This window comes from Natronomonas marina (assembly GCF_024298905.1).
GTDB classification, from domain to species: Archaea; Halobacteriota; Halobacteria; order Halobacteriales; family Haloarculaceae; genus Natronomonas; species Natronomonas marina.
In genome coordinates, this window is the sequence record NZ_CP101154.1 from 2,043,728 (window position 1) to 2,069,829 (window position 26,102).

Annotated in this window: 33 protein-coding genes; 20 read left to right on the plus strand and 13 right to left on the minus strand. The window is 68.3% G+C overall.

The genetic code is table 11. From position 1 onward, the window contains the following. Positions 1–114 precede the first annotated feature (114 nt). The 5 genes from NLF94_RS11040 to NLF94_RS11060 all read left to right on the plus strand — a co-directional run bounded on the left by NLF94_RS11040 (position 115) and on the right by NLF94_RS11060 (position 5,514). Complete coding sequence (locus tag NLF94_RS11040; protein ID WP_254841420.1) at positions 115–1,032, plus strand: electron transfer flavoprotein subunit beta/FixA family protein; 918 nt, start codon at positions 115–117, stop codon at positions 1,030–1,032. Further along, positions 1,033–2,658: an electron transfer flavoprotein subunit alpha/FixB family protein gene (locus NLF94_RS11045; protein ID WP_254837678.1), complete on the plus strand. Its 1,626-nt coding sequence runs from the start codon at positions 1,033–1,035 to the stop codon at positions 2,656–2,658. Further along, positions 2,651–4,312: an FAD-dependent monooxygenase gene (locus NLF94_RS11050; RefSeq protein WP_254837679.1), complete on the plus strand. Its 1,662-nt coding sequence runs from the start codon at positions 2,651–2,653 to the stop codon at positions 4,310–4,312. The genes NLF94_RS11045 and NLF94_RS11050 overlap by 8 nt, the downstream gene beginning before the upstream one ends. Next, the gene (locus NLF94_RS11055; protein ID WP_254837680.1) at positions 4,309–4,695 is read left to right on the plus strand and encodes a DUF8055 family protein; all 387 of its coding nucleotides are present in this window, start codon (positions 4,309–4,311) and stop codon (positions 4,693–4,695) included. The genes NLF94_RS11050 and NLF94_RS11055 overlap by 4 nt, the downstream gene beginning before the upstream one ends. Before the next feature lie 81 nt (positions 4,696–4,776). Next, positions 4,777–5,514 carry a GNAT family N-acetyltransferase gene (locus NLF94_RS11060; RefSeq protein ID WP_254837681.1) on the plus strand — a complete coding sequence of 246 codons (738 nt, stop codon included), beginning with the start codon at positions 4,777–4,779 and terminating at the stop codon, positions 5,512–5,514. On the opposite strand, the gene NLF94_RS11065 is transcribed toward NLF94_RS11060, so the two are convergent. From NLF94_RS11065 to NLF94_RS11075, 3 genes are read right to left on the minus strand one after another with little or no spacing between them, the layout of a single operon-like run. Then, positions 5,511–5,672, minus strand: a complete 162-nt coding sequence (locus NLF94_RS11065) for a DUF8014 family protein (protein WP_254837682.1) — start codon at positions 5,670–5,672, stop codon at positions 5,511–5,513. The two genes, NLF94_RS11060 and NLF94_RS11065, sit on opposite strands and share 4 nt — an antisense overlap. A 37-nt stretch (positions 5,673–5,709) precedes the next feature. Next, the gene (locus tag NLF94_RS11070; protein ID WP_254837683.1) at positions 5,710–6,183 is read right to left on the minus strand and encodes a DUF456 domain-containing protein; all 474 of its coding nucleotides are present in this window, start codon (positions 6,181–6,183) and stop codon (positions 5,710–5,712) included. A 60-nt stretch (positions 6,184–6,243) separates the two neighbouring features. Continuing rightward, complete coding sequence (locus NLF94_RS11075; RefSeq protein WP_254837684.1) at positions 6,244–7,617, minus strand: cytochrome P450; 1,374 nt, start codon at positions 7,615–7,617, stop codon at positions 6,244–6,246. 80 nt (positions 7,618–7,697) lie between these two features. On the opposite strand from NLF94_RS11075, the gene NLF94_RS11080 reads away from it, so the two are divergent. Next, on the plus strand, positions 7,698–8,372 hold the full coding sequence (locus NLF94_RS11080; RefSeq protein WP_254837685.1) for a helix-turn-helix domain-containing protein: 675 nt from the start codon (positions 7,698–7,700) through the stop codon (positions 8,370–8,372). A gap of 11 nt (positions 8,373–8,383) precedes the next feature. Here the strand turns inward: NLF94_RS11080 and tmcA are convergent, their stop codons facing one another. Further along, positions 8,384–10,645 carry a tRNA(Met) cytidine acetyltransferase TmcA gene (gene tmcA, locus NLF94_RS11085; protein ID WP_254837686.1) on the minus strand — a complete coding sequence of 754 codons (2,262 nt, stop codon included), beginning with the start codon at positions 10,643–10,645 and terminating at the stop codon, positions 8,384–8,386. A 76-nt stretch (positions 10,646–10,721) separates the two neighbouring features. On the opposite strand from tmcA, the gene NLF94_RS11090 reads away from it, so the two are divergent. The 11 genes from NLF94_RS11090 (at position 10,722) to NLF94_RS11140 (ending at position 18,919) form a co-directional block, all read left to right on the plus strand. Continuing rightward, on the plus strand, positions 10,722–11,744 hold the full coding sequence (locus tag NLF94_RS11090; RefSeq protein WP_254837687.1) for an NADP-dependent oxidoreductase: 1,023 nt from the start codon (positions 10,722–10,724) through the stop codon (positions 11,742–11,744). Between the two features lie 88 nt (positions 11,745–11,832). Next, positions 11,833–12,015 (plus strand): HVO_2753 family zinc finger protein, encoded by a 183-nt coding sequence (locus tag NLF94_RS11095; RefSeq protein WP_254837688.1) that lies wholly within the window; start codon positions 11,833–11,835, stop codon positions 12,013–12,015. A 2-nt stretch (positions 12,016–12,017) separates the two neighbouring features. After that, on the plus strand, positions 12,018–12,284 hold the full coding sequence (locus NLF94_RS11100; RefSeq protein ID WP_254837689.1) for an elongation factor 1-beta: 267 nt from the start codon (positions 12,018–12,020) through the stop codon (positions 12,282–12,284). 186 nt (positions 12,285–12,470) lie between these two features. After that, entirely contained in the window at positions 12,471–12,764 is a 294-nt protein-coding gene (locus NLF94_RS11105; protein WP_254837690.1) for a 50S ribosomal protein L21e, read from the plus strand. Beyond that, positions 12,761–13,117, plus strand: a complete 357-nt coding sequence (locus tag NLF94_RS11110) for an RNA polymerase Rpb4 family protein (protein WP_254837691.1) — start codon at positions 12,761–12,763, stop codon at positions 13,115–13,117. The genes NLF94_RS11105 and NLF94_RS11110 overlap by 4 nt, the downstream gene beginning before the upstream one ends. 125 nt (positions 13,118–13,242) lie before the next feature. Continuing rightward, complete coding sequence (locus NLF94_RS11115) at positions 13,243–13,818, plus strand: DUF655 domain-containing protein (RefSeq protein ID WP_254837692.1); 576 nt, start codon at positions 13,243–13,245, stop codon at positions 13,816–13,818. Positions 13,819–13,885: 67 nt separating this feature from the next. Continuing rightward, positions 13,886–14,713 carry a 16S ribosomal RNA methyltransferase A gene (locus NLF94_RS11120; RefSeq protein WP_254837693.1) on the plus strand — a complete coding sequence of 276 codons (828 nt, stop codon included), beginning with the start codon at positions 13,886–13,888 and terminating at the stop codon, positions 14,711–14,713. A 34-nt stretch (positions 14,714–14,747) separates the two neighbouring features. Next, positions 14,748–16,268 carry a mechanosensitive ion channel family protein gene (locus tag NLF94_RS11125; RefSeq protein ID WP_254837694.1) on the plus strand — a complete coding sequence of 507 codons (1,521 nt, stop codon included), beginning with the start codon at positions 14,748–14,750 and terminating at the stop codon, positions 16,266–16,268. Then, positions 16,265–16,843, plus strand: coding sequence for a HemK2/MTQ2 family protein methyltransferase (locus NLF94_RS11130; protein WP_254837695.1), 579 nt, complete (start codon positions 16,265–16,267; stop codon positions 16,841–16,843). Before NLF94_RS11125 ends, NLF94_RS11130 begins: the two co-directional genes overlap by 4 nt. A gap of 40 nt (positions 16,844–16,883) precedes the next feature. After that, positions 16,884–17,870, plus strand: a complete 987-nt coding sequence (locus NLF94_RS11135) for a 5-methyltetrahydropteroyltriglutamate--homocysteine methyltransferase (protein ID WP_254837696.1) — start codon at positions 16,884–16,886, stop codon at positions 17,868–17,870. Continuing rightward, positions 17,867–18,919 carry a methionine synthase gene (locus tag NLF94_RS11140; RefSeq protein ID WP_254837697.1) on the plus strand — a complete coding sequence of 351 codons (1,053 nt, stop codon included), beginning with the start codon at positions 17,867–17,869 and terminating at the stop codon, positions 18,917–18,919. The genes NLF94_RS11135 and NLF94_RS11140 overlap by 4 nt, the downstream gene beginning before the upstream one ends. 248 nt (positions 18,920–19,167) lie before the next feature. Here the strand turns inward: NLF94_RS11140 and ndk are convergent, their stop codons facing one another. The 4 genes from ndk to rpl7ae are packed head-to-tail and all read right to left on the minus strand — an operon-like array spanning position 19,168 to position 20,672. Beyond that, the gene (ndk, locus tag NLF94_RS11145) at positions 19,168–19,629 is read right to left on the minus strand and encodes a nucleoside-diphosphate kinase (protein WP_254837698.1); all 462 of its coding nucleotides are present in this window, start codon (positions 19,627–19,629) and stop codon (positions 19,168–19,170) included. Further along, positions 19,629–20,072, minus strand: a complete 444-nt coding sequence (locus tag NLF94_RS11150) for a 50S ribosomal protein L24e (RefSeq protein WP_254837699.1) — start codon at positions 20,070–20,072, stop codon at positions 19,629–19,631. The genes ndk and NLF94_RS11150 overlap by 1 nt, the downstream gene beginning before the upstream one ends. A gap of 2 nt (positions 20,073–20,074) precedes the next feature. Further along, positions 20,075–20,299, minus strand: coding sequence for a 30S ribosomal protein S28e (locus NLF94_RS11155; RefSeq protein WP_254837700.1), 225 nt, complete (start codon positions 20,297–20,299; stop codon positions 20,075–20,077). A 10-nt stretch (positions 20,300–20,309) separates the two neighbouring features. Beyond that, the gene (gene rpl7ae, locus NLF94_RS11160; protein WP_254837701.1) at positions 20,310–20,672 is read right to left on the minus strand and encodes a 50S ribosomal protein L7Ae; all 363 of its coding nucleotides are present in this window, start codon (positions 20,670–20,672) and stop codon (positions 20,310–20,312) included. Positions 20,673–21,051: 379 nt separating this feature from the next. On the opposite strand from rpl7ae, the gene dpsA reads away from it, so the two are divergent. Continuing rightward, positions 21,052–21,600 carry a DNA starvation/stationary phase protection protein DpsA gene (dpsA, locus tag NLF94_RS11165; protein WP_254837702.1) on the plus strand — a complete coding sequence of 183 codons (549 nt, stop codon included), beginning with the start codon at positions 21,052–21,054 and terminating at the stop codon, positions 21,598–21,600. Between the two features lie 123 nt (positions 21,601–21,723). Here dpsA and NLF94_RS11170 read toward each other — a convergent pair whose 3' ends face one another. Both NLF94_RS11170 and NLF94_RS11175 read right to left on the minus strand, forming a co-directional pair. Then, entirely contained in the window at positions 21,724–21,864 is a 141-nt protein-coding gene (locus NLF94_RS11170) for a hypothetical protein (protein WP_254837703.1), read from the minus strand. 44 nt (positions 21,865–21,908) lie between these two features. Next, the gene (locus NLF94_RS11175) at positions 21,909–22,511 is read right to left on the minus strand and encodes a DUF7504 family protein (protein WP_254837704.1); all 603 of its coding nucleotides are present in this window, start codon (positions 22,509–22,511) and stop codon (positions 21,909–21,911) included. A gap of 90 nt (positions 22,512–22,601) precedes the next feature. Between NLF94_RS11175 and NLF94_RS11180 the strand changes: the two genes are divergently transcribed. Continuing rightward, positions 22,602–23,234, plus strand: coding sequence for a DUF7547 family protein (locus tag NLF94_RS11180; RefSeq protein ID WP_254837705.1), 633 nt, complete (start codon positions 22,602–22,604; stop codon positions 23,232–23,234). Positions 23,235–23,266: 32 nt separating this feature from the next. Next, entirely contained in the window at positions 23,267–23,710 is a 444-nt protein-coding gene (locus NLF94_RS11185) for an HTH domain-containing protein (protein ID WP_254837706.1), read from the plus strand. Here NLF94_RS11185 and NLF94_RS11190 read toward each other — a convergent pair. Genes NLF94_RS11190 through NLF94_RS11200 form a run of 3 tightly spaced genes read right to left on the minus strand, consistent with a single transcriptional unit; the run spans position 23,689 to position 25,987 of the window. After that, positions 23,689–24,048 carry an OB-fold domain-containing protein gene (locus tag NLF94_RS11190; protein ID WP_254837707.1) on the minus strand — a complete coding sequence of 120 codons (360 nt, stop codon included), beginning with the start codon at positions 24,046–24,048 and terminating at the stop codon, positions 23,689–23,691. The two genes, NLF94_RS11185 and NLF94_RS11190, sit on opposite strands and share 22 nt — an antisense overlap. After that, entirely contained in the window at positions 24,045–25,196 is a 1,152-nt protein-coding gene (locus tag NLF94_RS11195) for a thiolase family protein (RefSeq protein ID WP_254837708.1), read from the minus strand. The genes NLF94_RS11190 and NLF94_RS11195 overlap by 4 nt, the downstream gene beginning before the upstream one ends. Positions 25,197–25,243: 47 nt before the next feature. Then, on the minus strand, positions 25,244–25,987 hold the full coding sequence (locus NLF94_RS11200) for a beta-ketoacyl-ACP reductase (protein ID WP_254837709.1): 744 nt from the start codon (positions 25,985–25,987) through the stop codon (positions 25,244–25,246). Positions 25,988–26,102: the final 115 nt, after the last annotated feature.

Sequence of the window (26,102 nt, forward strand, 5' to 3'; positions counted from 1 at the left end):
AGCCCCCGCGCGCTCTCCATCCGTCCAGCGACCGCTGTGCCGTTCCCACTCCACGGTTTCGTGATAAAAACTATTAGTCGCTGGTGGTACTCCATAACACGAGAAGGAATGACGATTGACACACTCGTACTGACGAAAGGCGTCCCCGACTTCCGGGAGGGGCAGGTATCCTTCGACGAGGACGGTCACCTCGAGCGGGGGAAGACGCCGACGGTGATGAACCCGAACGACAAGCACGCGCTACGTGCGGCCCTACAGACGAAGGTTCGTCACGGCGGCAACGTCTCGCTTATGAGCATGGGCCCGCCGGGATACGCCGAAATCCTCCAGGAGGGCATGCGGGACGTCTACGCCGACGACCTCTATCTGCTCTCGGACCGCGAGATGGGCGCGGCCGACACCTGGGCGACGGCGATGACCGTCTCGACGGGCATCCAGTACCTCGAGGAACCGCCGGACCTGCTGTTTGCGGGGTTCAAGACCGCCGACGGCGAGACGGGCCACACCGGTCCCCAGACCGAGTGGTGTCTGAGCCTCAACGACGAGTTGCCGGACTACCCGCTCGTCACCCACGTCGTCGCCATCGACATCGCCGAAGACGAGGGCGTCGTCCGGACGAAACGGCTGGTGGAGGGCGACGTCTCCGAGATCGAGACCGTCGAGACCGAACTCCCGGCCTTCATCGTGGCCGACCCCGAGTTCGAACCCACCTACCGGAAGGCCGACCACCGCCTCCGACACAAGGACTTCCGGGCCGAGACCCGCAAGCGCGCGGCGGAATTCGGCGAGCACCTCGACGACGACACCGACAAGGAGCCGACGGACTACGAGGACTTCCACATGTGGAACCACGAGTACCTCAACCTCGACCCGGACTACATCGGGCTGGACGGGTCGCCGACCATCGTGGCCGGCGTCGACCCCATCCCGAAGGCGCCCTCCGAGCGCGAGGCGACGGTCGTCGAACCGGACGACGAAGCGGAGATGGAAGCGGTCTTCGAGGAAATCGCGGCCTACGCCGGAGGTGACTAGATGCCGGAGATAGACCCGACAGAACACGACATCGCGGAACTGGGACCGAAGATCAAGGACGTCGACGACGAGCAGGAACTCGAGGAGATGCTGGCCCTCGAGAAGGGCGGCGAGGACCGTGCCCCCGTCGTGACGCTCATCGAGGACCGCCTGGAGAAGGTCGGCGGCGAGGAGGAGGAAGTCGACCCGGAGACGGTCGACCTCTCGGAGTTGACCGTCGCCGACGTTGCCAACATGATCCGCGACATCGAGGACGTGGAGGTCCTCCGGGACGTCCTCGAGCGCGAAAAGGAAGGCAAGGACCGCAAGGGTGCCAAATCCCAGATCGAGAAGAAGATAAACAACCTCGAGGAGGACGACGGCGAGGAGACCGAAGTCGAGTACGTCCCGCCGGAGGAGAAGTACCCGGAACTGGACCACCCGACGAACGACAAGCGGTACGTCGAGGGGACCGTCGGCGGCGAGTACCGGGACATGTGGGTGTACTGTGAGACCCAGCAGGGCGGACTCATCGACGTCTCCCGGGAGATGCTCGGCAAGGCCCGGGAGCTGATGGACGGGTACAACGACGACTACGACGAGGACGAGCAGGTGATCGCGGTGCTCATCGGCGACGGGGTCGAAGAGCTCGCCGAGGAGTGTCTCGCCTACGGCGCCGACCGCGTCGTCTACCACGAGGACGAACAGCTCGACCGGTTCCGGCACCGGCCGTACACCGAAATCTTCTGTCACATGTGCCGCGACTGGGAGGCCGACTGGCGGGACTACCACGAGCCCCGCTACACGGTCTTCCCGGCGACGAACAACGGCCGGGACCTCTCGGCGCTCGTCCAGGGGGAACTCGACTCGGGGCTGGCCTCGGACTGTTCGGGGCTGTACATCGACGCGGCCGACATCTCGAACCCGGCCAAGACCGGCACGCCGGGCGAGTCCAAGACATTCGAGAAGGTGCTGCACATGAAGCGGCCGGACTTCTCGGGCTTCGAGTACTCGACCATCCTCTGTATCGACAAGCCCCACCGGGACTTCCACCCGCAGGGCGCGTCGGTCATCCCGGGCAGTTTCGAGATTCCGGAGGCCGAACCGGAACCCGAAGGCGAGGTCGTCGAGCACGACCTCGACCTGCCGGCGGAGTGGTTCCACGTCAACGTGACCGACCACGACCAGCTGGACGGCGGGGTCGACCTCACCGGCAACGAGGTGGTCGTTGCGCTGGGGCGCGGCATCGGCGAGGACCCGACGAAGGGGATGGAACTGGGACTCGACCTCGTCGACGCCTTCGAGGAGGCCGACCTCGGTCTCTCGCGGGGCGTCATCACCGCCTCCTACCAGTTCGACGGCCACGTCGAGGACTACGTGGCCGAGGAGCGCCAGATAGGCGAGTCCGGCCAGGTCGTCGAGCCGGAGCTGTACATCGCCGCCGGCATCTCGGGGGCCGTCCAGCACAAGGTCGGCATGGACGAATCGGACACCATCGTCGCCATCAACACCGAGGCCGACGCCGACATCAAGGACTTCTCGGACTACTACATCCAGGGGGACCTCTTCGAGGTGCTGCCGCGGCTGACGGAGGCGCTGGAGGCCGGCGAGTTCTCGCGTGCGGTCGCGGAGGTGAGCGATGACTGACGACTACGAGCACTACGAGGCGATAGTCGTCGGCGCCGGGCCGGGCGGGGCCGCCGCGGCGGCGACGCTGGCCGACCAGGGCGTCGAGACGCTCGTCCTCGAGCGTGGCGTCGACGCCGGCTCGAAGAACGTCTCGGGCGGCCTCATCTACGCCGAGGAGTCGGCGCCCTACACCATCGACTCGCTGTTCGATGGGTTCCGCGAGGAGGCAGCCGAGCGGCCGATCTCGGAGTACTACATCCACAACCTGGCCGGCGAGAAGGTCAAGACGTTCGACCTCCACGACATCCACCACCACGACACCGAGTGGTGCGACGCGGTGCTGCGCCGGCACATGGACTCGTGGCTCGCCGAGCGGGTCCACGAGAAGACCCGCGAGACCGGCGGCGGGCTGTTGACGGAGGTCCGGGTCAACGGCCTGCTGCGGGAGGGCGGTGAGATCGTCGGCGTCACCTGCGACGAGATCGACCCGATAACGGCCGACGTCATCATCGCCGCCGACGGCGTCAACTCCGAACTGGCACGGGACGCCGGCCTGATGGACTGGGAAGAACCGGACGAGTGGTTCCAGGGCGTCAAGGCCGTCGTCGACATGGAGCCCGACGTCGTCAACGAGCAGTTCGACGTGGCGCCGGACGACGGCGTCGCCCACCTCTTCTCGGGGGACCTCTTCCAGGGCGTCCGCGGCGGCGGGTTCCTCTACACGAACGAGGACTCGCTGTCCATCGGGACGGTGTTCCACCTCGACTCGCTGGCCGAAGAGCGGGCCGAACCCCACGAGTTGCTCGACGCGCTGTTGACGCACCCACTGCTCGACCAGTGGTTCGACGGCGAGTACCACGAACGGGAGTACTCGGCGAAACTCGTCCCCGACTCGAAGAAGGCGGCCCACCCCTCGCCCCACGAGGGCCGGCTGCTCTTGGTCGGCGACGCCGCCGGCCAGATGCAGGCCCAGGGGCCGATAATCAAGGGCATGAACCACGCCGTGAGCGCCGGCGGGCTAGCCGCCGAAGCCTTCGCGGAGGCCAAGTCCCGCGGGAATCCGGGGGCGGCCGGCGGTCTCTACGAGCGGAAGCTCGTCGACGAGGGCGTGATGGGCAAACTGCGCCCGAAGCGCTACCGGATGACCCGTGCGCTCTCCGAGAGCGACCTCGTGACGAAGGTAGGCAGCGGTCTCGTCGACTCCGCCGTCGGGCGGGCCGGCGTGAAACTGTTCGACGGCGCCATCGAGCGGGCGTTCAACTCCCCGTTCCTGCTGGGGATGATCCCGGACACCCGAACGTCGTACGTGACGGTGCCGCGGGTGGTCGCCGAGACGCTCGGCGAACCGGTCGACGGCGAGAGCACCATCGAGCCGCCGGAACTGGACGACCGCATCGGCGACCTGACGTACGACGTGGGCGACCCCCACATCGAACTCGTCGACAACAGCTACGACGCCAGCGGGACGGCGGTGACGGCCTGTCCGGTCAGTGCCCGTGACTTCGGCGGCGGTTGCTACCGCGAGGAGACGGTCAAGACCAACGGCAGCGAAGAGCAGGTCGTCAGCCTCGACACCCAGCCCTGCGTCGAGTGCGGCACCTGCGCCATCGTCGCCGACACGGAGTGGGAACACCCTGCCGGCGGCAAGGGCGTCGAGTTCAGGGACGGATGAGCGACGTTCCGGGACGTATCGCCGAGCTCTCGGAACGCGCGCGTCGGGACCGAGAGACCTTCGATCCGCCCCCGGACCCGCCGGACGAGGAGGCGGCCCTGGGGTACCTCACGGACGGCGTCGGCAAGGTCGTCGCCCTCTACATCGAGGCCCGCACCGGCGAGAACTTCCGGTTCGACGACGCCGAGTTCGCCCTGCTGGAGCGTGCGCTCAACGACTGGCTCGAACTGTACGCGGCCTGCTACGGGTCCGATCTGGAGGGGACCTACACGGTCCGGGAGGCGGCCGAACTGCTCGTCGACACCCACAGCATCCGCGAGACGGCCGTGATGCTGACGCACGTCCCGGAGCGGGACCACCGCGAGACCTGGTCGCACTACTGAGCGGCCGGCGGGCCGGCCGGAAGTAATCGAGCTACCGGTTGCGGCAATAATTTTATGTAGTGGTTGGTGTTACCGGGTGACATGCAGTTCTCCGACGAACTCGAGTTCAGTCACCGGGACCGCAAGGACATCTACGAGTACATCGAGCGGTACGGGACCGTCGACTACGAGGACGCGCGCCGGGCGCTGAACATGAGTCCGGAGGCGTTCGGCCACCACGTCGCCGTCCTCCGGCGGGACGGCGTCGTCTCGCGGACCGAAGCGGACGACCTGCAGGTCGCCTTCGAGGACGATAGCGAGGAGACGTTCGTCGACGAGGGACTGGAGGTGACCATCCGGCAGGCCCGCGAGGACGACCTGACGGGGCTGGTCGGCGCCATCCGGGAGGCGCTCTCGGAGGAGACATACATCGAGGGCGAGACCATCGCCGACGTCGTCGAGAGCGAGGACGTCCTGCTGCGGCACAACGAGGTCCAGTCGCGGGTCTTCTTCGTCGCGACGGTCCACGGCGACGTGGTCGGGTGGGTCCACGTCAACGCGCCGGAGATAGAGAAACTCGCCCACACCGCCGAGTTGACCGTCGGCGTCATCGACGAGTACCGGGAGCACGGCATCGGGACGAAACTGCTGGACCGCGGCGTCGACTGGGCGCTGGACAACGACTTCGAGAAACTGTACAACAGCGTCCCGTCGACGAACGGGGAGGCCATCGAGTTCCTGGAGGAGCGCGGCTGGGACACCGAGGCCGTCCGTGAGGACCACTACAAGATCGGCGCGGAGTACGTCGACGAGGTGATGCTGGCCAAGCGACTCGGCTAGGGGAGTTCCTCGTCGGCCGACTCGAGCGGGTCGGCGACGATGCCGTCCTTCTGTGCGTACACTCTGGCGTGACCCGTACAGACGACCCTGTTTTCGTCCCACGGGACGTGGAGCCGGACCGCCGCCGGCTCCGAACAGCCCTCCTCGGTACACTCCATGGCGGCCCTACGGCGGGCCGACTAACAGCCGTTGCGGTCAGACGACGAGCAGGAACCCGGCCAGCACCGTCGCGGTCAGGAGTACCTGCATGACCGTCGAGACGAGGATGCCGGCGGTCGCGTAGGCGGCGGTCCGGGCGCCGCCCTCGACGTCGCCGTGGCGGCGGTACTCCAGGGCGAAGACGACGGCGAAGACGCCGAGGACGACGCCGATGGGGCCGAGCACGAACGCCAGGAGGAGGCCGCCGACGGCCGCGGCCGCCGTCGTCCCGAGGGAGGCGCCGCCGACGCGGGCGGAGATGGCGCCGCCGAGCCAGTCGACGACCACCGTGAACAGCCCGAGCGTGACGAGGAGGACGACGACGAGGACCGCCGGCTCGCCGGTCGCCCACCAGTAGTAGAGGACGCCGGCCGTCGAGAGCAGGCCGCCGGGGACCAGCGGCAGGACGCTCCCGATGACGCCGGCGACGAGAAGGAGGAGCGCGACGAGGAACGGGTCTCCGTGGAACACGGATACGGGTTCGGGCGAGCGGTGAAAACGGTGGGGGTTCGGACGCGACCGGACGCGGCGTCACCGCTCGCGGACGGTCGCCCGCACGGGGTCGGAGGGCCGAAGCGTTATCGCCATGTCCAACTCCGGGTCCGGGTCGGAGACCAGTTCGAACTCCACGCGCTGGAGGACGGTCGGGACGACAGTCTTCAGTTCCTGCATCGCAAAGCGCATCCCGATGCAGTGGCGAGGGCCGCCGCCGAACGGGAAGTAGGCGTACTCCGGCAGCGAGTCCTCGAAGCCGTCGGTCCAGCGGTCGGGGTCGAACGTGCCGGGGTCGTCGTACCAGCGCTCGTCGGTGTGGACGAAGAACTGCGGCAGCGTCACGTTCGTCCCCGCGGGAATCCGGTAGCCGCCGAGTTCGACGTCCTCGCGAGCCGTCCGGAAGAGGATGTAGGCGGGCGGGTACAGCCGGAGCGTCTCGTCGACGACCCGCCCGGTGTACTCGAGGTCGGGGAGGTCCTCGACGGCGGGGCGACGGCCGCCGAGGACGGTCGCGTACTCCTCGTCGAGGCAGTCCCGGACGTCGTCGTGCTGGGCGACCAGGAGGACGAGGTACGTCAGCGCCAGCGAGGTCGTCTCGTGCCCCGCGAAGAGGAACGTCGCCATGCTGTCTCTGAGTTCGGCCTCGGAGAGGTCCCCGCCGTCCTCGCGGGCCGCCATCAGGGACGCCAGCAGGTCGTCGTAGGCGTCGGTCGACCCGCGGCGCTCCGCGACGAGGTCGTCGACGAACTCCTCGAAGGTCGATGCCGCCCGCCGGAACCGGCGGTTCCGGGGCGTCGGCACCCACATCGGGACGAACGTCGACACCCCGTCGAGGTCGCCCCGGTCGTTGATGGCTGCCGCCATCTCGGTGACGACCTCGGCGTCCGCGGCCAACTCGAGGTCGAACAGCGACCGAGAGAGGATTCGCAGCGTCAGCCGCGAGAACGCGCGGTCGAGTTCGACCACGTCGCCGTCGGTCCAGCCGTCGACCATCTCCTCGGCGTACCGGCCCATCGCCTCGCCGTAGGTGCGGATTCGCTCCGGCGTGAAGGCTTCCTGGGCGGCCAGTCGCTGACGCTGCCACTGCTCGCCCTCCGCCAGGAGCAGCCCCTCGCTCATGAAGTCGCCGCCGAGGTCCTCGAACCCGAACTTCTCGAAGGCGTCGTTGTCGGTCACCAGCACGCGCTCTACGAGTTCCGGGTGCAGCACGGTGCAGAAGTCCATGCGAGGGACGCTGTAGCTCACGACGTCGCCGTACTCGCTCATCTCCTCGTAGAACCCGCGGGGGTCGGCGACCAGGTCCCGGACGTTCCCGAGCACCGGCAGTCCGTCGGGACCCGGCGGCGTCTCCGAGGGGAGTTCCGCGTCGGCGCCGTCCGCCTCGCGGCCGTTCGCCGTGCGTCGGGCCATACCGGTCGTTCGGTCCCGCTCGCGGTGTCGCTTGTCCCGATATTCCTAGGCTTCTTTTGAATGCGGGTCCAGGACCGGGTATGCGGTACGTGCGAATCCGGCTCGACCAGCCCGCGTGGATGCGGCACCCGATGCAGGAGTTCCTCGCGACCTCCGAGGCGATGCAGCGCGAGGAGATGCTGGCCTGGAACCTCTCGCGGGACGACGTCCAGTTCCTCCTGTTCTACGTGGAGGGCGACGTCGACGCCTACCGCGAGCGCGTCGCCGAGGTGGAGCAGGTCCGGTGGTGCGAGCTTTCCGTCGTCGACGAGGCGTCGTTTTACGCCTACGCCTGCGAGGAGTACACCGAATCACAGACGGCGTTCTTCGAGCCGTTCGCGGAGTTGCGGCTCGTGGTCGTGCCGCCCGTCGTCTTCGACGGGAACGGGGACCTCCTGATGACCGTCGTCGGTCGGCCGACCGGGCTGACGACGCTGGTCGAGGACCTTCGCGCGGTGGCCGACGTCGGGGTCGAGGTGCGCCGCGTCGGAAGCTACGACCGACGCCACCAGCGCGCCCTCGGCGCGGTTACCGACCGCCAGCGGGAGGCACTGGCGACGGCGACGGAACTGGGGTACTACGGGTCGCCCCGCGAGGCATCGCTCGCCGACGTCGCCGCCGCGCTCGGCGTCGCGGCCGGGACGGCCTCGGAACTGCTCCGGGAGGCCGAAGCGAACGTGATGGCACGGCTGGTCGGGGACGACGACGGAGCCTGAAACGGGACCGTTCAGCGGTACCTGTCGGCCTCCTCGCGTGCGACCGCGGTCCCGTAGCGGTCCACGAGCGGCCGGTAGGCGTCACCGAGCGCGCGCATGCAGGTCCGCTCGGAGACGTAGCCGAGTTCGTCGGCGGTCTCGCTCCAGGGCCGCGCCTGCAGCACCTTCCGGACGAGCAGGCGCTCCTCGTCGTCGTCGAGGGCGCCGTCGAGGAGCGCCCGCAACGCCAGTCGCCGGAAGGGCCGGGGCGCGACGTCGTAGAGACCGGGACCGTAGGCGGCGCTGGCGACGAGGCGCCACTCGGCGTCCGTGAGGTCGAGCGGAACGATTCCGTCGGTGGCGGCGAGGGCGGCCCGCACGACGTCGGGGTCGGCGTCGTCGAGGGCGTCGGCCAGCACGCTCCCGACCCGCCGGCGGAACCACGCGGCGTGGCGGTCGGCGAGGTCCTCGCCGACCGCCGACAGCGGCCGGACCATCAGCGCCGAGTACTCGCCGCTCTCGTCGTTGCGGGTCGTCGAGAGGTGAACCGTCCGGTAGCCGTTGTCGGCCCAGAACTCCAGCAGACCGGGCGTGGCGCCGTAGCCGACGCCGAGGTAGTCGACGGCGTCGGCGTCGAAGCGGCCCCCGGCAGGGCGGTCGGCGTCGGCGTCGAACTCCGCGGCGACGGCGTCCAGCAGGCGAGAGCCGAATCCCCGCGAGCGGGCCGCCCGGTGGGTGGCGATGCGCATCACGCGGAGACCGACCGGGGCGGCCGCCTCGGGGTCCCGTAGCTGGCTCGTCAGCACGTCGGGAAGCATGTTCCCCCGGACGCGCGCGCCCCCGTACATCTCGCGGCGCGTCTCCGCCGGGAGGCCGCCCTCGCGGGCCAAAAGTGCGACCGAGACGAGGTGACCGTCGACCGACAGCGCCCGCAGCGCGATGTTGGGTGCGTCCAGCATCCGGGCGAGGTCGTCGGGTTCGGTCCGGTAGTGGGCCTCGACCAGCAGGCCGAACGCCTCCCGGAGGCGGTTCTCGTCGGCCGCGAGTTCGGCGGGGTCGAGTCGTTCGTAGGTGGCCGCCCCGGGCCTGGCATCGGCGACCAGCGGTTCGACGGCCGGCCGGGCATCCAAGAGCAGCGCCCGGAACAGCCACACTTCGACTGGGTCGGCCGCCGCGTACCGGATGGGGTCCCCGAGCGAAACGTCGGTCACGTCGCGGGCCGTCGCGAGGCGGTCCCGGAATCGGACGTCGAATCCCCGTCCGGCCCCCTCGTAGCCGTGGACGGTCGTCGCAAAGCAGGCCGACGGCGCGACCTCGAGCAGCGCCTCCAGCAGGCCGACCGGGAGCGCGGCCGACTCGTCGACGACGAGGACGTCGGCGTCGTCCTCGACCGCCTCGGGTGGCTTCCGGAACCGGACCCGGCCGCCGCCGTCGGCGAGGAGTTCGTGGGCGGCGTCGGTCTCGCGTCGGTCCGCCGCGAGCGCACCGAGCGTCTCAAGGGACTCGGCGGCCCGGTCGAAGACCGCCGCGGCGTTGCGGTAGCCCGGCGCGGTAACCAGCACGTCCCGGCCCTCCGCCGCGAGTGCGGCGGCCGCCAGCCCCGCTGCGCTGGATTTCCCACGCCCGCGGTCGGCTTCGAGGACGACGGCGGTGCCGGACTCGCGGAGTCGCTCGCAGGCGGCGACGGCGTCGCGCTGATCCGCGGTCAGGCAGGCGTCGTAGACGGCGCGGGGAAAGGCGGGCGAGTCGGGTGGGGCGACCGGCGACGACAGCCGCCGGGGTGCCGGGTCCGTCAGGCCGCTCCGCTCGACCGTCCCGGCGTCGACGTCGACGACGGCGACGCCGCGGTGGGCACGGAGCGTCCCGACGAGGCGCCGCCGGAAGACGCCGTCGACGTCGTCGAGTTCGAACGGCGGTACCGCGAGCGTCTCGTCGAAGCCGTCGCGGGTCGCCGGCCACGCATCGAGCGGCGGCGTCACGAACAGGAGCAGGCCGCCCCCGTCGACGGCGCCGGCGGCCCGTCCGAGCGCGTTCGGCCGGCAGGCGTCGTGGCAATCGACGACGACGCAGTCGTGGGTCTCCCCGAGCAGGTCGCCGGCCCGGTCCGGCGAGAGGCGCTCGCCGACCACGTCGCGCTCCGACAGCGACACCGCCGTCAGGTCGGCCGCCTCGCAGGCCGCACGGGCGGCCCGGTAGCCGGTCTCGCGGCCGCCGGCGAGGACGAGCAACCGGCGCTCGTCGGTCGCGTCGGCCTCGGCCCGGAGGTCACGGGCCGTCGCACGCACAGCGTCCATACCGACGGGTCGGCGCGAACTCGCAAGGGTCCACCGGTTGGGGACCGCTTTTGTGTGACGGCAGCGAGAGGGAAGCATGGGGAACCGAGCCGACACGAACCGGCAGTGGTTGCTTGCGAGTCGTCCGTCCGGCGAACCGACGATGGAGAACTTCGAGATGGTCGAGACGGACGTCCCGACCCCGGGAGCCCACGAGGTACTGGTCCGGACCCTCTACATGTCCGTCGATCCGTACATGCGCGGGCGGATGCGAGACGCCGAATCCTACGCGGAACCGTGGGACGTCGGCGACCCGATGCGGGCGGGCGTCGTCGGCGAGGTCGTCGAGTCGAACCACCCGGACTTCGAGGCCGACGACGTGGTGACGGGCGACCTGCGGTGGGCCGACTACGCCGTCTGCGAGGGGCGCGACCTGCGGACGGTCGACCCCGACCGGGGACCGATATCGGCGGCGCTGGGCGTCCTCGGGATGCCCGGTGTGACGGCCTACTTCGGGACGACGGACGTGGCCGAACCGACGCCGGGCGACACCGTCGTCGTCAGCGCCGCCGCAGGCGCGGTCGGCAGCGTCGTCGGGCAGATAGCCGCCCTCTCCGGGGCTCGCGTCGTCGGCATCGCGGGCGCCGACGAGAAGGTCGAGTGGCTCGAGTCGGTCGGCTTCGACGCCGCCATCAACTACGACGACGGCGACGTCTCGACGGCGCTGGAAGAGACCTGTCCGGAGGGCGTCGACGTCTACTTCGACAACGTCGGGGGGCCGATAACGGACGCCGTCTGGCCGCTGTTGAACGTCCGGTCGCGGGTCGCAGTCTGCGGACAGATCGCGCTCTACAACGCGACCGAACTGCCGACCGGTCCGCGGAAACTCGGCAAACTCGTCGAGACGCGGGGCACCGTCGAGGGGTTCCTTGTCCGCGACTACGAGGGGCGGTGGGGCGAGGCGCTCGACCGCCTCTCGACGTGGGTCGCCGACGGGGACGTCCAGTACCGCGAGAACGTCGTCGAGGGGCTTGAGAACGCCCCCGAGGCGTTCCTGGGCCTGTTCGAGGGGACCAAGATCGGCAAGCAACTCGTCAGGGTGGGCGAACGGTCGGCGTGACCACTCCCCGGGTCCCGGAGGGGTGTCGCGGCCAGCGCGTCCGGGCGGTATTGTAAGAGTTAAATGTCGCGGCGACCCACCACGAGATATGAGTAGCGAGAGTGCCCAACGGAGGGAGCGCAAGTGCATCTCCTGCGGGATCAACATCTCGGGGACGAACGCGGCGAAGTTCAAGTGTCCCGACTGCGGACACCTGATCTACCGCTGTGCGAAGTGTCGCAAGCAGAGCAACCTCTACGAGTGCCCGGACTGCGGGTTCATGGGGCCGTAATCATGGGCAAGGTCGCAGCCAAGATGAAGGTCATGCCGGAGAGCCCCGACGTGGACCTGGACGCCCTCCAGGACCGCCTCGAGAACGCCCTGCCGGAGGGCGCGAAGATCAGCCGCGTCGACCGCGAGGACGTCGCGTTCGGTCTCATCGCGCTGTTCCCGACGGTCATCATCCCCGACGAGGGCGGCGGCACCGACGCCGTCGAGGACGCCTTCGGGAGCGTCGAGGGCGTCGAGAGCGTCGACGTCGACGAAGTCGGCCGCATCTGAGGCCCCTTCTCCGCGTTCGACCGTCGACGGCGGCGGGATCGACCGCTCGTGTCCGTTACTTTGATAGTTCGTAGTGTGGATACTTCGCACGCGGCCGCAGCGGGCCCGCAGCGAGCGGGCGCTCGGGGAAGGAGCGCGGCCGGAACGCACCTTTTATGTGTGGGACCTGATTAGGTCCCTTCAAGAATGCCCAGTTCCAACGGACCTCGGCAGGCGACGCGGAACAAGCTACGAAACAACCCCAGAGAGCGGGGCACCTCCCCGCCGCAGCGGTCCGTCGAGCGCTACGAGGACGGCGAGAAAGTCCACCTCAAGCTCGACCCCTCGGTCCCGGACGGCCAGTTCCACCCCCGGTTCAACGGCCGAACCGGCACCGTCGTCGGCCAGCAGGGCAACGCGTTCCAGGTCGAGATCGTCGACGGCGGCGTGACAAAGACCGTCATCGCCGCCGCCGCACACCTCCGCCGGCAAGAGGAATGACGATATTCAAGGAGGTCCTCGACGAGGAGTATCTCACCACGCCCGAGGCGAAGGAACTGCTCGCCGAGATCGAAAACGAGCGCGCCCTCGACGAGGATCGGGAGATGCGGTACGAACTCGCCCGCGCCATCGAGCACGTCAACCGCTTTGCCTTCCTGAACGTCGAGGAGTCCCGGGAACTGGTGGAGGAACTGCTGGCTATCGAGAAGGTCGACGAGGCGACCGCCTACAAGATAGCGAACCTCCTTCCCGAGGACCGCGACGAACTCCGTTCGGTGTTCGCCCAGGAGCGGTACTCGCTGTCGGGGGATGAACTCGACGAGGTTCTCGACGTCGTCGCCAAGTACGCCTGATACGGGTTGTTGTAGTCTTTTACCGGTGATCGCCCGTGCGGGATCGGCGATCACCGGTAAATCGTTACGACGATCCGTATGAGTCGGCACCCGTTTTAAATACCGCCTCCCCGTACCTACGGCGTATGAGCGATTCCGGAGCCGACACCGAACCCACGACGGCCATCGTCGTGGACTTCCTGCCGCGAGGGAGCCCGTCAGACGACCGGCCCCAGTACGAGAAGTCGCCGGTCGCGTTCGCGCTCGGCGAGACGGATTTCCGTCTGGTCGAGATCGCTCTGACCGACGACGCCGGCGTCAACATCGGCGACCGGGTACAGATCGACCCGCCCGGCGACGACGTCAAGGACCTCCACGACGTCGAGTACGCCGATCTCACCAGCACGGCCGAATCGGAGATCAAGCACGCGATAAACGAGATCATCGACGCCGACGCCAGGCGGTTCGTCGACTTCTACAACGACGCCCAGCCGATCACGACCCGGCTGCACATCCTGAACCTGCTGCCCGGCATCGGCAAGAAACTGCGGAACAACGTCCTCGACGAGCGCAAGCGCAAGCCCTTCGAGAGCTTCGAGGAGATAGAGGAGCGGGTCTCGGGACTGCACAACCCGCGGGACGTGCTCGTCGAACGCATCCTCGAGGAGCTCCGCGAAGAAGACCTCAAGTACCGGATCTTCGCTCGCCGGTCCGACGAGTAGACCGCCGTGCGGCCAGGAGCACCGAATGGTGAACCATATACGGCCCCCCGGCGTAGGACCGGGAAAGATGCGGGACCCCGACGCACTCCTCGCCCGTGCCGGCGTCCGCGGCGACCCCGACCGCGACCAGCACTTCCTCGTCGACGACCGGGTCCTCGACCGGCTGCCGGGCTACCTACCCGACGACGCCGACACCGCCCACCTGCTGGAGATCGGCGCCGGTACCGGCGCACTCACCGACCGCCTGCTTGGGGCCGCCGACCGCCTGACCGTCGTCGAGCGGGACCCGACGCTCGCTACATTCCTCGAGACGGAGTTCGCCGACGCCGTCGCTGACGGAACGCTGACCGTCATCGAGGGCGACGCCCTGGAGGTCGAGTTGCCGGACTTCACCGCCTCGGTGTCGAACCTCCCGTACGGCGTCTCCTCGGAGATAGCGTTCCGGCTGCTCCCCGAGGAGCGACCGACGGTGCTGATGTTCCAAAAGGAGTTCGCCGAGCGGATGGCGGCCGAGCCGGGGACCGACGAGTACGGCCGGCTGTCGGTGACCGCGGGCCACTACGCCGACATCGAAATCGTCGAGCCGGTGCCGAAGGAGGCCTTCTCGCCGCCGCCGGCCGTCGAGAGCGCAGTGGTCCGGACGACGCCGAGCGAACCCGAATACGAAGTACCCGACGACGAGCGGTTCGAGGCCGTGGTGCGGGCAGTCTTCACGCAGCGACGGAAGACGATGCGGAACGCGATCCGCAACACGACCCACATCTCGGGCATCGAGGAGCCCGAGGCCGTGGTTGAGGCGGCCGACGAGTCACTCATGAGCAAGCGGGCCGGCGAGGTGCCGCCGGCGGCGTTCGCCCGCCTGACCCGGACCGTCGTGGAGGTCCAGCGCGCATGACCGAGAGCCGACCCCACACGCTCGGATAGCCGCCATGTCAGCGACGCCAACGCTCCTGATACCCTGGTACTGGCGGTGGGTCCAGCGGCTCCAGGGCGTCATCGACACCCGGCCGAAACAGTACCTCGCGACGCTCGCCATCCCCGTCGGGTTCGTCGGCGCCGTCTTCCTGATATACCTCGGCGGCAAGCCGCTGAAGCGACGGTTCACGTCCGAGCTCGTCGAGATCGCGCGCACACTGACCATCATGGGCGTGGCGCTGGTCGACGCCGTGCTGTTCGTCATCATCTGGCGGCGGTTCGGCGACGCCATCACCGAACTCGACAGCTTCGGGAGCCGACTGGTCCCGGGAACCCAGACGGCGGTGAACCTCTACATCGGCTTCATCGCACTCCTGGGGACGTACATGCTGACGCGGGTGACCAAACGGGTCATCCGCTACTGGTCGGAGGGCGGTCGCATCTCCCCCCACCAGCGGGAACTGTCCCACCACCTCGTCCAGATGTCGCTTTTCTTCGTCGCTGCGCTTTTCATCTTCGGGCTGTTCGGCCTGGATCCCGCCGACCTCTTTCTGGGGGCCGGCGTGCTCGGCGTCGTGTTGGGCCTCGCCGCCCGGAAGACGCTCGCCAACGTGCTCTCGGGGATGATCATCCTCTTCGGCCGGCCCTTCGAGGCCGGCGACTGGATAACCGTCGGCGAACAGGAGGGCATCGTCACCGACATCACCGTCTTCAACACCCAGGTGCGGACGTTCAACGAGGAGCACCTCCTCATCCCGAACGACCTCATCACCGACAAGGAGGTCATCAACTACTCGAAGACCGAGCGACTGCGGCTGATCACGGAGGTCGGCATCGACTACGACGACGACATCTCGGAGGCCGCGACCATCGCAAAGCGGACGATGGAGTCCTGTGAGGCGGTCGCCGACTCGCCGAACCCGGACGTCGTCCTCGAGTCCTTCGGCGACTCCTCGGTGGTGCTCCGACTCCGCTACTGGATCGACCGCCCGACCATCCAGCGGAAGCTCAGCGCCCAAAACGAGGTCATCGAGGCGGTCAAGGCCGCCTTCGAGGCCGAGGACATCAGGATACCGTTCCCCCAGCGGGAACTCATGGGTCGCTCCGAGACCGACGGCCTGAAAGTTTCGACCTCGGGCGACGGCTCGGTGGACGGGCGCGTCGAGCGAGCGGTCCGCCCGGCGTCGACGGGGGGAACCGACACCTCGACCGCCGTCAGGGAGCCGGTCGAAGACGAGTACGGCGGCGGCGGCGACCCCGACGGGGACGAAGACGACACCGACGACGGCGACGGCGAGGCGGATGACGACCTCGAGAGCGCAGCACAGCTCGTCGAGGACGGGGAGGCGGACGTGTCGAGTCCGCACCCGCGTCGGGAGGGCTCGGAGGTGTACCCGGCCACCGAGGACGACACCCTGACCGAACCCGTCGAGGACGAGCACGGGAAACGCAGCCGGCCGGGGGTAGAGAGCGACGACCAGTCCGGCGCTTCGGAGTCCGACGACTCCGAAGACGACGGGGAACCGAACTCGTGACCCTCTCGGACCGACGGGAGATGCCGACGGTGTACGAACCGGCCGAGGACTCCCGGCTCCTGGCCGACGTGGCGGTCGAAGAGGTAGACGGCGACGACTCGGTACTGGAGGTCGGCGTCGGCTCGGGCTACGTCGCGGCGCGGATCACCGAGGAGACCGGCGCCCGCGTCCTCGGTAGCGACATCAACCCCGACGCCTGCGCGGCCGCCCGCGAGGCCGGCGTCGAGACGGTCCGGGCGAACCTGCTGGACCCGTTCGTCGACGGGAGCTTCGACGTCGTGGTCTGTAACCCACCGTACCTGCCGACGCCGCCGGAACGCGAGTGGGACGACCCGCTGGAGCACGCCCTCTCGGGTGGCGAGGACGGCCGCCGCGTCGTCCGGCCGTTCCTCCGGGACGTGGGACGCGTCCTCGCGCCGGGCGGCCGCGCCTACCTCCTGGTCTCGACGCTGACGGACCTGGAGGCGGTCTCGGAACTGGCGGCGGCCGCCGGACTCTCGACGCGGGAACTGGCCGACGAATCGTTCCCCTTCGAGCGGCTGGTCGTCCTCGAAATAACCATAGATAATACCTGAGTAGGAAATATTAAACTCCGTCATTCCGTAGCGACGGGTAATGACGGAGGTAATCGCGACGACGCCCGGGTTGTTCCCGCTGCCCGACTGGGCGAAAGAGGAGCTTTCGGACCTGAAGGGTCACCAGAAGGACGACCTGATATCCGGCGACGAAGGCGAGGCGGTCCTCGAGGCCTACGACCGCGCACGCAACGAGGTCGTCGAGACCCAAGAGGCGGCCGGCCTGGACCGCATCGTCGAGGGGCAGTTGCGGTGGGACGACATGCTCGCCCATCCCCTGGTCGTCCACGACAACGTCGAGACCCGCGGTATCGTCCGCTACTACGACAACAACAACTTCTACCGGGAGCCGGTGGTCACCGGCGAGTTGAGCTACGACGGCGACGTCGCCGCGGAACTCGACGCCGCCGGCGCCGTCGACCAGGCCGTCCTGCCGGGACCGTACTCGCTGTCGGAGCTTGCGACCGACGAACACTACGGCGACGAGGCCGCGTTCCTCGACGGCGTCGCGGAGTTCCTGGCCGGCGAAACCGAGGCCCTGCCCGAGGTCGAGACGCTGTTTCTGCTCGAACCGTCGCTGGTGACTGACCCACCGGGAGACGGCGAGGACAGGCGGGCCAGCGCCGCAATCGACCGCGTCGCCGCGGCCGCCGACGCCGACACCGACGTCGTCGTCCACACCTACTGGGGCGCCATCCCGGAGAAGCCCTACGCCCACCTGATGGACGCCGACGTCGACGCCATCGGCTTCGACTTCGTCAACGACCACGAGGAAAACGTCTACAACATCCAGGAGTACGGGACCAAGGAGTCGATAGCGGTCGGCGTCGTCGACGGGCAGAACACGCTCGTCGAGACGCCCGCCGAAATCGCCGAGCGCGTCGAGTGGGTCGAAGAGAACGTCCCCGCTCAGTCATTCGAGACGGTGTACGCGACGGCCAACACCGAACTGTTCTACCTGCCGGTCAACAGGTTCGAGGCCAAACTGGAGGCGCTGGCCGCCGCCCCCGCGGAGGTGTCCCGATGAGCGACCTTCCCGACACCCGCGAGCAGTTCCGCCCGCCGGAACACCCGACCGACCACTTCCTGATGACGACGGTCGTCGGCTCCTACCCCAAGCCGAAGTGGCTCAACCGGGCGAAGGAACTGGCCGAGGACGACGACCACGACTTCGACGACGAGGACCTCGCCGAAGCGCTGGACGACGCCGCCCGCCTCATCACCGACGAACACGTCCGGGCAGGTCTGGACGTCGTCGTCGACGGCGAGATGCGGCGCAACGAGATGGTCGAGTACTTCGCCGACCGCATCGACGGCTACGAGTTCAACGGCCCCGTCAAGGTGTGGGGTCACAACTACTTCGACAAGCCCTCCGTCGTCGAGGAGGTCGGCTACGACGAGCCGTGGCTCGTCGACGAGTTCGAGTTCACCACCGGCGTCGCCACCCGACCCGTGAAGGTCCCGATCACCGGGCCCTACACGCTGGCGTCGTGGTCGTTCAACGAACAGTACGACACCGAGGAGGAACTGGCCTACGAACTGGCCGACCTGGTCAACGAGGAGATCAACCGCCTCGTCGAGGCCGGCGCGCGCTACATCCAGATCGACGAGCCCGCGCTGGCGACGACGCCGGACGACCACGCCATCGTCGGAGAGTGTCTCGAACACATCGCCGACGGCGTCCCCGAGGACGTCCGGCTCGGACTGCACGTCTGCTACGGCGACTACTCCCGCATCTACCCCGAGATCCTGGACATGCCCGTCCACGAGTACGACCTCGAACTCGCAAACGGCGACTACGAACAGCTCGACGTCTTCAAAGAGCCCGAGTTCACCAAGGACCTCGCATTGGGCGTCGTCGACGTCCACGATTCGGAGGTCGAGTCCGTCGAGGAGATAAAGGAGAACATCGTGCGGGGCTTCGAGGTCGTCCCGCCGGAGCGGCTGACCGTCTCGCCGGACTGCGGCGTGAAACTGCTGCCCCGCGAGGTCGCCTACCGGAAGATGGAGAACATGGTCCAGGCCGCCCGTGAGGTCGAGGCCGAACTCGACGCCGGCGAGATAGACGTCGCGTAACACCCGCTTTTTGCACCTCCGTCGGGCCGCTTCGCAGCCCCCGGTCGGGGAAAACGGAGGGAAAAGCCGTGTCCCGTTCCTGCCGCGTGCCGCCGGCGCGTCGGTCACTCGTCGCTACCTGCGCTCGGTGACCGCGTAGCGGAGTGCGAACCTCGCTCCGCGAACGCCGTTCCGTACCTGTTACGACGAGTGGTGTCCGCGCGGCCCGGAGGGGTGCGCGAGGACACCCGATGAACTAAAAGCGGGTGTTACTCGTAGAGCCAGGTCTCGTCGATGCGCTCGTAGTCGAGCAGTTCCTCGTCGTCGAAGAACAGCCCGATTTCGCGCTCGGCGGAGCCGGGCTCGGTGTCGGAGCCGTGAATGACGTTGCGGCCGAGGTCCAGCCCGAAGTCGCCCCGGATGGTGCCCGGGTCGGACTCGGCGGGGTCGGTCTCGCCCATCATGGTCCGGACCTGCGCGACGGCGTCGGCGCCCTCCCAGACCATCGCAAACACCGGGCCGGCAGTGATGAACGACTTGAGGTCCTCGAAGAACGGCTTGTCGACGTGCTCGGCGTAGTGCTCGCGGGCCAGCTCGTCGTCGATGCGCATGAACTTCCCGGCGACCAGCTTCAGACCGCGGTCCTCGAACCGGGAGATTATCTCCCCGATCAGACCGCGCTGGACGCCGTCCGGCTTGACCATCACGAAGGTACGTTCGGTCTCGGCCATCAGGCCTCGACCTCCTCGTCGTCGGTCTCGGCGTCGTCCTCCGTGTCGTCTTCCGTGTCGTCGGCCTCGGTATCGGCCTCGTCGTCACCGTCGGGTTCGTCGTCTGCGGCCGCAGCCTCGTCCTCCTCGTCGGCGTCCGCTTCCGTCTCGTCGTCGACCGCCTCGGTCTCGGACTCCTCGGCTGCCTCGAGGTCGGGCGTCTCGGCCTCGGTGGTGGTCTCGGCTTCGGCGTCCTCGTCGGCCTCGTCGGCCGTCTCGGCCGCCGGAGCGCCGGCACCGGCCTCGGTCCACTCGACGTCCCGGGGCTCGCGGTTCAGGTCGGCGTTCTTCTCGCACTTGGCCGAACAGTAGTGCGTGATGGTGCCGTCGTTGGCGACGAACATCGTCCCGGTACCGGGCTCGATGTCGGCCCCGCAGTAGTCGCAGGCTCTGGTCTGTGGCATCGTTACTGACCTCCGATGGAGTCGGCCTCGCGAGCGGTCTCGCGAAGTTGCAGGATGTCGCCGACGCGCACCGGCCCGAGGACGTTCCGGGCGATGATGCGGCCCTGGTTTTCGCCCTCCTTGATCCGGCACTTGACCTGCATGGCTTCGCCGTGCATGCCGGTCTTGCCGACGACTTCGATCACTTCGGCAGGGGTCGCGCCGCCCCCTTCTTCTTCAGCGCTCATCCTCGGTCACCTACCGGAGCTCCTCGAGCTTCTCGGCGATGTCCTCGACGTCCGCGGAGGCCTCGCCGGCGTCGACGATGGCCGCCGCAGCGCTACCGACCTCGAGACCGGCCGCGTGACCGATATCGTCCTGCGTCTCGATGAAGACGTACGGCGTCTCCTTCTCGTCGGCTATCTCCGGGAGGTGCATGACGACCTCCTCGGGACTGACGTCCTCGGCGATGAAGACGAGTTCGGCGTTGCCGCGCTCGACGGCTTTCGTCGTCTCGTTGGTCCCTTTCTTCACGGTACCCGTGTCCCGGGCGACCTCGAGCGCCTCGATGGCGTCGTCCTCGAGGTCGGCCGGCACGTCGAAATCTACGTACACTGACATTGTCTGTAGTTGCTCCTCCCACGCGCGGGCTCGCGCTCCCCCGCCGTCGAACGCCGCGCGGCACCGGTGCCGCGGGCGGTTCTCGCGCCCCGACGGACGCGTTTGTCCTGAATCCGGCTAGGAGCATCACAACCCCGCGTAGGCTGTACTCCTTCGTACTGCATCACTGCATAAAAGAGCTTTTGAACGGACGCGGGCGTGCGAAAGCTCCGCAGGGCCGAGTCGCGCGAGTCGGGACCGGACGGCCGCCGGCCGACTGCCCGTACCGTCCGGTGAGACGACATGATTTTCATAGATACTGATGAATATTTTTGGATAGCCAAAAACTCTTTATCAAGACGGGAAGGTTTAAGTTGGTTGCGCACCTACTTTCACCCGTATGAGCACCCAGGAAACCGTCCGTCGTCAGGCCGGTAGTGTCGAGGAGAGCGAGGCGCTCCGAATCGACGAGGACAAGGCCGAACAGATCGTCGACGCACTGAACACCGACCTCGCCGCGAGCTACGTGCTGTACCACCAGCTCAAGAAGCACCACTGGAACGTCGAGGGCGCGGAGTTCCTCGAACTCCACGAGTACCTCGGCGACGTCGCCGAGGACGTCGAACTCGCCGCCGACCTGTTCGCCGAGCGCGCCCAGGCCATCGGCGGCGTCCCGCTGTCGGGCGGTTCGACCTTCGAGGAGCACGCCCCCGTCGAACCGGAGGGCGACGACGTCTACGACATCCGGACCTCGCTGGCCAACGACTTGGAGATGATGGGCACGATGATCGAGACGATGCGGGACCACATCGCCCTGGTACGTGACCTCGGCGACTACACGACCGAGGAGATCCTCCGCGACGAACTCGAGACGCTCGAGGACCACGCTCACCACCTCGAACACTACCTCGAGGACGACACCCTGGTCCTCGAGTCGGCAACGCACTGAGAGCGACCTCCTTTCCTGTGCGACGCGTACGCTACGCCTATTCGGTTCGGTACTCGACGGCCGACAGCGCAGAGACTCGGGGCCGAGTCCGGTAGGAAAGAGAGGTCTCCGCGCGGTCGACGGCTACCGCTCGATATCGACAGTGTAGTCCGTCGCTATCCACCCGTCGCTGTTGTCGGGTTCAGTGAAGACCGTCCGCTCCGGCGACGTGGAGTGCGCTTGAAGCCCGACCGTCCGTTCGTCCCGTTCCGGGGTAGCTGCCATTACCGGATACTCTGCCCCGAGATGTCTAAAGCGTTTTGGTAGACCTAAACCTCGACCCACTCGGAGGTGTCCGTCTCGTCGGGGAATCGCCACCGCTGGTGGGTGGTCCCCCCCCGTCGTCGCACCTCGACGACGGCGTCGACGGCCTCGAAGAGCGTCCGTGGGACCGCCTCCGGCATGGCCGGGAGGTGGAAGTGGACGACAGTTCCGGTGTCGCGGGCGGCCTCCCGGATCGACTCCAGTGCCGAGGACAGCGTCGGTCCGTCGCTCGTGTCGACGAACGGTCGGAGCGAGTCGAAACAGACCCGCGGCGTCTCGGCGTCCCCGGCCCGCCTTCGGATCGCCGCTTCCAGATCCCCGGCCAGCGAGGTGATTCCGGGCGTCGCGCCGGAGCCCCCGGCCGACGCGGAACTGCGGGTGGTGAACGGCCGTTCTATGACCTCCGCCGCCTCCGCGTCGTCGTCGCGGACCGAGTTGTCGGTGTCGACGAAGACGCGCGCCCCCTCGCCGGCGAGGAACCGGTCGCAGACGTCTTCCTGTGCGTCGCTGGCGGCCCCCACCACCAGCACCGACCCACCCTCGCGCTTCAGCGATGCGAGCCCCTGTGCGACGCTCGCGTCTGCGGGAGGGCTCGAGTCGAATTTCATCGCTCTGAATGCTGAATAAATCTCCTAGATTATAAACGTTCCGGGCGATTCCGACCGTATCGTTTTGGGTCTCGACCGCCCAGGGCCGGTATGGACGACACCGACGACCTCCAGGCGTCCGTCCGCGAACTCTCGGCGACGCTCGAGGAGCTTCGAGCGGAGCTTCGCGGCCCGCCGACCGGTCCCCTCGGCCTCCCGAGGCCGCCGAAACCGGGGGAACTCCTCCGGCTGACCGAGGAGTACACCATCCCCGCGCTCGTCTCCGTGCTGGAGACGAACATTCGGCTACTGGAGTTGCTCGCCGCCGCCCTCCGCGTGGCCGACGGCCGTCCGCTGGCGGAGAGTTCCGGAAGCGACGCGCTCGCCGACGTCGGCGAGCGCTCCCTGGAGGGCGTCCGGCGAGGCGGAGAGGGACTGGCAGCCGCCAGCCGGGCGACCCTCCAGCGGCTGGACGACGCGTTGGCGGACCTCGAGAACGCCGCGGCTGGCGAACCAGCCGAGAACCCGGAGGTACGCCAGCTACTGTCGGAGGCACGGAACCTTCGAGCCGAGGTGGACGAGGGACTGGCCGCCGCCTCGAAGGATCGCCCCGATTCGACCGAGACCGACCACGAGCCGGTCGACATCGACGTCGACGAGGAGCTGGAGACCCTCCGTCGACAGGTCGACGGACCGGACGACGAACCCGGTGACGGAGGCGATGAAACTGGAAACGGAAGTTAAATTTATACGTCGCCCGGTGGTCCTGCCACCACATGTCGTCCGACGACGGTCCGTCCCTGGAGCTGTTCCTCCGGACGGACCCAGTGCCGGCGGTCGAATCCCAGCAACAGGAGATTCACTCGCGGGTGGCGGCCGTCGCCGAGGATGTCGCGGTCCGGTACCACCCGAAACGAGTGGCGTTCGACGCCGAACGGGACATCGTCGCACGCTTCGAGGCGGTCCGGGAGTGGGCCGACAGCGAGGGGTTCTCGCTGTCGCCGTTCTTCGAACAGCGCGAGGGCTACGACCCGGAGACCGGCCGGGTTCGGGAGCTACTCGTTTTGCCGGTCCTGTGGCTGGCCGTCGCCGACGGGGGGACTACCCGGGCGGCGTACCCCCACGTCGACGACGAGGTCCGAACCGTCTCCGAGGCCGTCTCCGGGCTCGAATCGACCGGACGGGTCGCCACCGCGGCTCAGACCGGCTCGAACCGGTAGCCGTCCCACGCCTGGCTCTCGGCGGCGCGGATGCCGGCCCCCGGGTCCCGCAGTTCCTCGCAGTGGACCGGCCGCACCTCGTCGCCCGTCTCGACGTCGCCCGTCGTCAACTGGCCGATGGCCCGGACCGGCGTCCCCTCGACGTCGAACTCGACGACAGCGAGGTGATTCGGCTCCCGCACGCCCGGCGGCGTCGCGTGCGACGTCGTCCACGTAATCACCTCGGCGGTGTACTCGCTCAAATCGACCGTCCCGACGGGTTCGCTGCCGTCCGGGCCGACGGGGTGTCCCGGGTAGGTGATGCTGCCGTCCTCGTACCGGTAGGCTTCCATCGTCATCGTGCCTCCAGGATGGTGGTCGTGACGCAGTTCCCGAAGCCCCCCACGTTGCAGGCCAGCCCCACGTCGGCGTCGACGCTCCGCTCGCCGGCATCCCCGGCGACCTGCTCGTATATCTCGTAGGCCTGGGCGACGCCGGTCGCCCCGAGCGGGTGGCCCTTCGACTTCAGGCCACCGGAGGTGTTGATCGGCAACTCGCCGTCCAGTTCGGTCGTTCCCGCCTCGATCTCCCGCCAGGCCTCGCCCTTCGGGGCGAAGCCGAGCCCCTCCATCTGGAGGAACTCGAGGATGGTGAACATGTCGTGGAGTTCGGCCACGTCGACGTCGTCGGGGTCCAGGCCCGCCATCGAGAAGGCGGCCTCGCCGGAGTCGACGACGGCGCCCATCGTCGTCGGATCCGCACGCTCGTGGACGACGTGGGTGTCAGTCGCGCCCGCGACCCCGGAGACGACGGCGTAGTCGTCGGCGTACTCGCGGGCCCGCTCTGCGGGGCAGAACAGAAGCGCCGCCGCCCCGTCGGTCACGGGACAGAAGTCGTAGAGTCGAAGCGGGTCGGCTATCATCGGCGACTCCATGGCCGTCTCGATGTCGATTTCCTTCCGGAACTGCGCGTGGGGGTTCAACGCGCCGTTCTCGTGGTTCTTGACGGCGACTTTCGCGAGGCTCTCGCGGGGCGCGTCGAACCGCTCGAGGTAGTGTCGCGCCGTCAGCCCCGCGAAGGACGGCAGCGTCACGCCGTGTTTGTACTCGACGGGGTGGGTCAGCGAGGCGATTACGTCCGTCGACTCGCCGGTGGTCCGGTGGGTCATCTTCTCGCCGCCGACCAGAAGCGTCATTTCGGAGGCGCCGCTGGCGACGGACTGCCAGGCGGCGTAGATGCCGCCCCCGCCGGAGGCGGACGTCTGGTCGATCCGCTGGGTGTAGGCGGGGGTGGCCGCCAGGTCGTGTGCGAGGGCGTTCGGCACGCCGGTCTGGCCCTCGAACTCGCCGCTGGCCATGTTGGCGACGTACAGGTGGTCGAGTTCGTGGGGTTCGACGGCGGCGTCCGCCAGACAGTCGATGGCGGCGTCGGCGAGCAACTCGCGTATCCAGGCGTCGCGCTGGCCGAACTGCGTCATCGATGCCCCGATGACGGCTACGTCGGTCATGGTTCCGACTCGCGTGGCACGCCCCTAAGCGTTCGGGGCCGCGCCGACTACCACTCCATGCCGCCGTTGACGGCGAGTATCTGGCCGGTCATGTAGCCGGCGTCCTCGCTGGCGACGAACCGGACGATGCCGGCGACGTCTTCGGGCGTGGCGAAGCGGTCCAGCGGGATGCGGCGGAGTATCTTCTCTTTGACCCGCTCGGGGACCGTCTCCAGCATGTCGGTCTCGACGAACCCGGGGGCGACGCAGTTGGCGGTCGACCCCTCGCTGGCCAGTTCCAGCGCCAGCGTCCGGGTGAAACCGAACAGACCCGACTTCGTCGTCGCGTAGTTGGCCTGCCCGTAGTTACCCTGCTGGCCGACCACGCTGGAGATGTTGATGAGCCGGCCGTCCTCGGCCGTCTTGATGTCCTCGAAGTAGGCGTTCGTGCAGTTGAACACGCCGCCGAGGTTCACGTCGATGACCTGCTGCCAGTCGGCGGGCGACATGTTCTCGAACTTCTTGTCGATGGTCATCCCGGCGTTGTTGACGAGGACGTCGGCCGGGCCGAACGCCTCGCGTGTCGCCTCGGCCATCGCTGCGACGGCCTCGGCGTCGGAGACGTCGGCCTGTGTCGAGACGGCGCTGCCGCCGGCCGCCTCGACGCGGTCGACCGTCTCCGCTGCCATCCCCTCCGATGACCGGTAGTTGACGACGACGTTCGCGCCGTGCCGACCGAACTCCTCGGCTATCGCGCGTCCGATGCCCCGGGATGCGCCGGTGACGACGCAGGTCCGGTCTTCCAGCGTCATGGGTTCCCCGCGCTCCGTTCGAGCGCGTCTCCAGATTCCGGTCTCGGCTCCATACATCAATGCTCCGATTCGAGCGTAAAACCGTTGTCCTTATTCTTCCTAATACTGTCCGAGC

Excerpts from the sequence above, each read along its gene's own strand:
- NLF94_RS11045 (WP_254837678.1), top strand. The coding sequence starts at position 1,033 with ATGCCGGAGATAGACCCGACAGAACACGACATCGCGGAACTGGGACCG.
- NLF94_RS11050 (WP_254837679.1), top strand. The coding sequence starts at position 2,651 with ATGACTGACGACTACGAGCACTACGAGGCGATAGTCGTCGGCGCCGGG.
- NLF94_RS11055 (WP_254837680.1), top strand. The coding sequence starts at position 4,309 with ATGAGCGACGTTCCGGGACGTATCGCCGAGCTCTCGGAACGCGCGCGT.
- NLF94_RS11060 (WP_254837681.1), top strand. The coding sequence starts at position 4,777 with ATGCAGTTCTCCGACGAACTCGAGTTCAGTCACCGGGACCGCAAGGAC.
- NLF94_RS11065 (WP_254837682.1), bottom strand. The coding sequence starts at position 5,672 with ATGGAGTGTACCGAGGAGGGCTGTTCGGAGCCGGCGGCGGTCCGGCTC.
- NLF94_RS11075 (WP_254837684.1), bottom strand. The coding sequence starts at position 7,617 with ATGGCCCGACGCACGGCGAACGGCCGCGAGGCGGACGGCGCCGACGCG.
- NLF94_RS11080 (WP_254837685.1), top strand. The coding sequence starts at position 7,698 with ATGCGGTACGTGCGAATCCGGCTCGACCAGCCCGCGTGGATGCGGCAC.
- tmcA (WP_254837686.1), bottom strand. The coding sequence starts at position 10,645 with ATGGACGCTGTGCGTGCGACGGCCCGTGACCTCCGGGCCGAGGCCGAC.
- NLF94_RS11090 (WP_254837687.1), top strand. The coding sequence starts at position 10,722 with ATGGGGAACCGAGCCGACACGAACCGGCAGTGGTTGCTTGCGAGTCGT.
- NLF94_RS11095 (WP_254837688.1), top strand. The coding sequence starts at position 11,833 with ATGAGTAGCGAGAGTGCCCAACGGAGGGAGCGCAAGTGCATCTCCTGC.
- NLF94_RS11100 (WP_254837689.1), top strand. The coding sequence starts at position 12,018 with ATGGGCAAGGTCGCAGCCAAGATGAAGGTCATGCCGGAGAGCCCCGAC.
- NLF94_RS11105 (WP_254837690.1), top strand. The coding sequence starts at position 12,471 with ATGCCCAGTTCCAACGGACCTCGGCAGGCGACGCGGAACAAGCTACGA.
- NLF94_RS11110 (WP_254837691.1), top strand. The coding sequence starts at position 12,761 with ATGACGATATTCAAGGAGGTCCTCGACGAGGAGTATCTCACCACGCCC.
- NLF94_RS11115 (WP_254837692.1), top strand. The coding sequence starts at position 13,243 with ATGAGCGATTCCGGAGCCGACACCGAACCCACGACGGCCATCGTCGTG.
- NLF94_RS11120 (WP_254837693.1), top strand. The coding sequence starts at position 13,886 with ATGCGGGACCCCGACGCACTCCTCGCCCGTGCCGGCGTCCGCGGCGAC.
- NLF94_RS11125 (WP_254837694.1), top strand. The coding sequence starts at position 14,748 with ATGTCAGCGACGCCAACGCTCCTGATACCCTGGTACTGGCGGTGGGTC.
- NLF94_RS11135 (WP_254837696.1), top strand. The coding sequence starts at position 16,884 with ATGACGGAGGTAATCGCGACGACGCCCGGGTTGTTCCCGCTGCCCGAC.
- NLF94_RS11140 (WP_254837697.1), top strand. The coding sequence starts at position 17,867 with ATGAGCGACCTTCCCGACACCCGCGAGCAGTTCCGCCCGCCGGAACAC.
- ndk (WP_254837698.1), bottom strand. The coding sequence starts at position 19,629 with ATGGCCGAGACCGAACGTACCTTCGTGATGGTCAAGCCGGACGGCGTC.
- NLF94_RS11150 (WP_254837699.1), bottom strand. The coding sequence starts at position 20,072 with ATGCCACAGACCAGAGCCTGCGACTACTGCGGGGCCGACATCGAGCCC.
- NLF94_RS11155 (WP_254837700.1), bottom strand. The coding sequence starts at position 20,299 with ATGAGCGCTGAAGAAGAAGGGGGCGGCGCGACCCCTGCCGAAGTGATC.
- rpl7ae (WP_254837701.1), bottom strand. The coding sequence starts at position 20,672 with ATGTCAGTGTACGTAGATTTCGACGTGCCGGCCGACCTCGAGGACGAC.
- dpsA (WP_254837702.1), top strand. The coding sequence starts at position 21,052 with ATGAGCACCCAGGAAACCGTCCGTCGTCAGGCCGGTAGTGTCGAGGAG.
- NLF94_RS11170 (WP_254837703.1), bottom strand. The coding sequence starts at position 21,864 with ATGGCAGCTACCCCGGAACGGGACGAACGGACGGTCGGGCTTCAAGCG.
- NLF94_RS11175 (WP_254837704.1), bottom strand. The coding sequence starts at position 22,511 with ATGAAATTCGACTCGAGCCCTCCCGCAGACGCGAGCGTCGCACAGGGG.
- NLF94_RS11180 (WP_254837705.1), top strand. The coding sequence starts at position 22,602 with ATGGACGACACCGACGACCTCCAGGCGTCCGTCCGCGAACTCTCGGCG.
- NLF94_RS11185 (WP_254837706.1), top strand. The coding sequence starts at position 23,267 with ATGTCGTCCGACGACGGTCCGTCCCTGGAGCTGTTCCTCCGGACGGAC.
- NLF94_RS11190 (WP_254837707.1), bottom strand. The coding sequence starts at position 24,048 with ATGACGATGGAAGCCTACCGGTACGAGGACGGCAGCATCACCTACCCG.
- NLF94_RS11195 (WP_254837708.1), bottom strand. The coding sequence starts at position 25,196 with ATGACCGACGTAGCCGTCATCGGGGCATCGATGACGCAGTTCGGCCAG.
- NLF94_RS11200 (WP_254837709.1), bottom strand. The coding sequence starts at position 25,987 with ATGACGCTGGAAGACCGGACCTGCGTCGTCACCGGCGCATCCCGGGGC.